Annotated in this window: 1 protein-coding gene; it reads right to left on the reverse strand. The window is 69.7% G+C overall.

Going from position 1 to position 433, the window contains the following annotated elements:
* On the reverse strand, positions 1-399 hold a 399-nt coding region (locus ACLBYB_RS32780), incomplete at its 3' end, for a phage integrase N-terminal SAM-like domain-containing protein (protein WP_447701377.1).
* Between the last annotated feature and the right edge of the window lie 34 nt (positions 400-433).

The raw sequence follows: 433 nt of genomic DNA on the forward strand, positions 1-433 counted from the left end.
CAGGGCGGCGAGATGCTTCAGGCAGACCGTGGTATCGAGCAGACGCCCGACCTCGTCGGCGCTCAGCACGTCGGGCAGGGTGCGGGGATGGTTGAGGCGGACCAGCCTGCGGGCGAGATCGGGGCGGTTGACCGTATGGACGAAGAAGAAGCGTAGGGCGGAGACGATGGCGTTCATCGTCGGCACGCCGAGGCCGAGTTCCTGCTGGGCGATCTGGAAGCGGCGCAGGTCGTCACCGGTCGCGGTATCGGGCGATCGCCGCAGGAAGGCGGCCAGCCGCCCGACGTCGCGGATGTAGTTGCGCTGCGTCGCCCGGGAGAACCGGCGCAGGGTCATGTCGTCGATCAGGCGCTGACGCAGCGAGCCGCCGGCAGCGGCGGGAACGGCAAGGACGGTCATGGGATGGCTCCGCTCGAAGGGAGCCGGGATCGTC

This window comes from Methylobacterium sp. D54C (assembly GCF_053345595.1).